Annotated in this window: 3 protein-coding genes; all 3 read right to left on the reverse strand. The window is 41.3% G+C overall.

Features of this window, described 5'->3' with window-relative positions; all coding sequences use genetic code 11:
* Positions 1-10 precede the first annotated feature (10 nt).
* From C3Z13_RS11340 to C3Z13_RS11350, 3 genes are read right to left on the reverse strand one after another with little or no spacing between them, the layout of a single operon-like run.
* On the reverse strand, positions 11-499 hold the full coding sequence (locus tag C3Z13_RS11340; protein ID WP_103855979.1) for a YadA family autotransporter adhesin: 489 nt from the start codon (positions 497-499) through the stop codon (positions 11-13).
* Entirely contained in the window at positions 496-1035 is a 540-nt protein-coding gene (locus C3Z13_RS11345; protein WP_103855980.1) for a hypothetical protein, read from the reverse strand. Before C3Z13_RS11345 ends, C3Z13_RS11340 begins: the two co-directional genes overlap by 4 nt.
* Positions 1004-4426, reverse strand: coding sequence for a hypothetical protein (locus C3Z13_RS11350; protein WP_181022062.1), 3423 nt, complete (start codon positions 4424-4426; stop codon positions 1004-1006). The genes C3Z13_RS11345 and C3Z13_RS11350 overlap by 32 nt, the downstream gene beginning before the upstream one ends.
* Positions 4427-4436: the final 10 nt, after the last annotated feature.

Consider the following 4436-nt stretch of genomic DNA (forward strand, 5'->3'; position numbering starts at 1 on the left):
TTTTTAGCAATTACCATTGATAGCCGACAGAACCACCCACAATGTAATTGTTGCGAGTATTTGCCGATGCACCAACTTTAATCACCCATTTCTCATTGTCAGACACACGAGAAACACCTAATGCAACCGCTGATTCGTTGCGGTAAGTTGTACCACCAACAGAAACCATTGATTTACCCGGTCTAGTTGGTTGTGCCAACATCCCCAATGCCGCTGCACCAGCGATACCTGCACGGAGTTTTTTGTCCATACGTTTCATATCGCCAGCAACTTTATTCACTTTGTTGTCAAGGTGATTTGCAACATTGCTAAGCTGTGCAACGTTCACTGCATCTGTTGGATCTTTGCCCGGTGCAACATTAGTAATTCTATTACCGCCGTTGTTTAAGCCATTTTGCGTTAAGCTCACTGCTTTATCACCCGTACCAATAGTTACGCCATCGTTATTCACAACGGTGTTACCGGTAGCTACGCTATCAACTTTAAGGTTTTTATTCAACGCAACTTTAACGCCAGATGAAGTAACTGAGGTGGTAATGTTACTTCATCACCATTAACAGCGACTGTATCACCTAATTGACGGTTAAGTGTTTTGCTGTCATCTGCAGTAAAGTTCAAGCCTTTGTTGATCGCTGCAGTGTTGTTTGCAATGTTCGCAGCATTTTTCGCTACGTTTTGGTTAGTTTCGTGTAATTGACTACCGTTCACTGCATCAGTGCTGTCTGCATTTACATCACCTGCTTTCACACCTGTAACCTTGGTATTTCCCGCATTAATGCCATCATTGTTAATGCTAACGTTATTTCCGATCTTCGCACTATCAAATTTCACATCTTTTGCGGTAGATACAGTGTAAATAGTCTGATCATTGCTACCAACTTCTGGAGTTACCGTGATATTTTCACCTGCTTTAACCTCTGTTTTCGCCGCTTTCGCTGCTTGTTGAACAGTGTAAAGCTGACTACCATTTACTGCATCTTTGCTATTCGGGCTAATATTACCATCAGCAACAATTGGTAATTTTGTTACCGCCATTATCTAAGCCATCTTTGCTTAGTTTCACTGGAGAATCACCATTGCTATTGGAAATTGTAATACCATCTGCATTGTTAATTTTGGTATCACCCATTGTTACGCTACCATCTGAACCAAGATCAATGTCTTTTGATAACTTGACTGTTAAGGTGTCTGAACCATCTGAAACAACGCCAATATTCTTCTCTGTCAGTTTACTTTCATCTGCACCACCTCTTACGTTCACTTTACTACCAAGTTTACGTTTAAAGTCTTTCGATGTATTGTCCCCTGAGAATGTTAACGGTGTTGTTACAGCTTTATCTAACGCTTCAATTGCATCACCTACAGAATGAACCTCTTTCGTATTGCCAGTTCCATCTGTTAAATCAGTAACCTTATAAGTAGGCTTACTTACTGTACCATCTGGATTTACTGTTGAATTACCACCCAAGGCGTTTGCTACACTTTCCGCAGTGTTATAAAGCTGGCTACCATTTACAGCATCTGAACTGTCTTTATTGACATCGCCTGCGTTCACACCTGTCACCTTGGTATTTCCCGCATTAATGCCATCATTGTTAATGCTCACGTTATCTCCGATCTTCGCATTATCAAATTTTACATCTTTTGCGGTGGATACGGTGTAAATAGTCTGACCATCGCTGCCAACATCTGAAGTAACAACGATATTATCGCCTTCTTTTACTTCTGTTTTCGCTGCCTTAGCTGCTTGCTGAACAGTGTAGAGCTGACCACCATTTACTGCATCTTTGCTATTCGGGTTAATATCGCCATCAGCAAGATTGGTAATTTTGTTACCTCCATTATCTAAACCATCTTTGTTTAGTTTCACTGGAGAACCGCCATTGCTATTGGAAATCGTAATACCATCTGCATTGCTAATTTTAGTATCTCCCATAGTTACACTACCATCAGGACCTAAGTTAAGATTTTTAGCTAATTTCACAGTTAGTTTTGCATTATCGCCATCTTGTTCAGCAACAATACCGATATTATTGTCAGTCAGATTACTTTTATCTTTAACACCACCAACAATGGTAGCAGTTTGGTTTAATTTGATTGCAGCGTTTCCTATATCGCCAGCATATTTCACGCCGTCATTTAAGGTTGCCACTTGCTCATTATTCACTTCTAAACGAGGTTTCGTTGGACCATCTTTGCCATCAACGCCTGGCTTACCATCTGTTTTTGTCGTTAAGGTTACGCCATCTGCACCATCTTTACCGGCAATACTGATACCTGGTTTACCGTCATTGCCTGTATTGCCTTTAATGGATACGCCATTCTTACCATCTTTTCCAACCACATTAATTGTGCCAGCTTCTTTCTGAGCAGCTGGATTTGATGGATCTTCTGGGTTTCCAACAGTAATTTCATTACCAAGGGCAATTTTAAGTTGCTTATCTGCTGCATTTGTAGTAACCGTAATTCCTTTCTCGCCTTTCAGTTGAATAGATTTACCTAAGTCTTGCTTAACTTCAGTTTTACTATCATCTGTTAGAATAAACCCACCGTTAGTTGCATTAGTAATATTATTTACAGCATTACTTAATTTATCTGCAACAACATAAAGTTGCGAACCATTAATTGCATCAGTTGAATCTTTGTTAATACGTCCTGCCGCAACATTCGTGATAGTACGTTCTTTACCAGCGGAACCAACACTTAATGTTGCAATTGGTGAGGTTCCTACAAAGCCATTGTAGGTAATCTTATTTACTGTTGCTTGTGTTGTTGGAACCGCAGTTTCGGTAATTGCGCCTGCTCCTAGTGCAACATCATTCTCATTTTTCGCTTGGGCATTTAACCCAACAGCAATAGCGTTATCTTTTAAGGCTTGTGCATTATTTCCTAAACTAATTGAATCGTTTACTTCACGCGTATCAGAATCACCTGATTCAAATATTGGGTTATTAGGATCGCTATTTACAACAACAGCGGTACCTGCTTGACGACCAATTGCGATATTATTGTTCCCATTTAGGTTTGCGCCAGCGGCATTACCTAATGTAACATTATCATTACCATTTAAAGCATTACCTGCTGAGATGCCTAAAGAAAGGTTATTTGAACCATTCAGTCCACCGCCAGCATAAATACCCATTGCGACATTATGGTTAGAGTCTGGATTTGTTTCACCAATTCCGATGCCTGCACCATCGCCAATCCCAATATTTGAGTATCCTGTCGCAGAATTTCCTGAATTTGTACCAATCCAAATGCTATTTTCAGCATTGCTACCAAGCCCTGCAGAATATCCCATAGAAACTACATTAGTACTCAGAGCTTCTGCAGAATCACCCACTGCAACAGCCCCAGCAGCGGTTGCTTTTGCGTTATGACCTACAGCAACAGCTGCTGGTTCATCTACATTACTAGAATCAGCAAGAGCATTGCTACCTATAGCAACATCATCAGCCCCTATAGCGTTGGCTCTTACACCCGCAGCAAGTGCGCCTTCACTTTTCGCTCCATCGTTATTGTAGTTTGCACTTTGCTTACCACCGTCGTTTACACTGTAATAACGTGTTTTTGCTACTTTAATTGCGTCATTAATAGTGTTTTGACCTGTGCCACCAATATCCGTCATTGTAATATTGCCAGTATTTGGATCTAATGTCGCATTGCCACCTAAAATATTTGTAGTAGTGTTTGCCACATTGCCAAGGGTGTTTGCCACCATATAAAGTTGCGAACCATTGATCGCATCGGTAGAAGCGGGATTAATACGCCCTGCTGCCACATTTTGAATTTGGCGTTGTTGATTTTTTATAGCTAGGGTTGTATCAGTAGCAGCTGTATCTGCAATACCGACAGAAACCACGCGGCTAGTTCCAATATTTGAGCCAGCAAAACCAGAATAAGTAATGCCATTTACCGTTGCACTTGCTGTTTTAACCGCTCTACCTGTTACACTGTTTTCACCTAATGCCACTGAGCCAGCTAAGCTTGCATTTGCGGCATAACCCAATGCTAACGCCCCACTTTTCGCAGCAGTAGCGGAATAACCTAATGCAACAGCATTATTTTCTGACGCAATAGCCCCAGGCCCCACCGCTGTGCTAGAAGCACCTACAGCTTGGCTATATTGCCCCACAGCCATTGAGTTATTACCTTCAGCTTTAGCTACAGCACCAACGGCTAATGTTGTATTACCTGTAGCTTGGGCTTGCTGCCCTAAAGCAGTAGATGATTCTCTAGCCACTGTATTTGAACCAATCGCGAGAGCCTGATCTCCACTTGCATTTGCTTTATTACCCATTGCGGTAACAAAATTGCCCTCGGTATAAGTTCCTGTACCAATTGCAATAGAATCATTGTCATTTACCGTAACATTACTACCAATACCTATTACTCTTGCACTTGTTCCTGCTTTATCTTTTTGCACTTTGACGTCA

Origin of the sequence: Avibacterium endocarditidis (assembly GCF_002921145.1) — a bacterium.
GTDB classification, from domain to species: domain Bacteria; phylum Pseudomonadota; class Gammaproteobacteria; order Enterobacterales; family Pasteurellaceae; genus Avibacterium; species Avibacterium endocarditidis.

What these genes read in the sequence shown, in the direction of transcription:
- C3Z13_RS11345 (WP_103855980.1), bottom strand. Translation starts at nt 1,035, where the DNA reads ATGGCGGTAACAAAATTACCAATTGTTGCTGATGGTAATATTAGCCCG.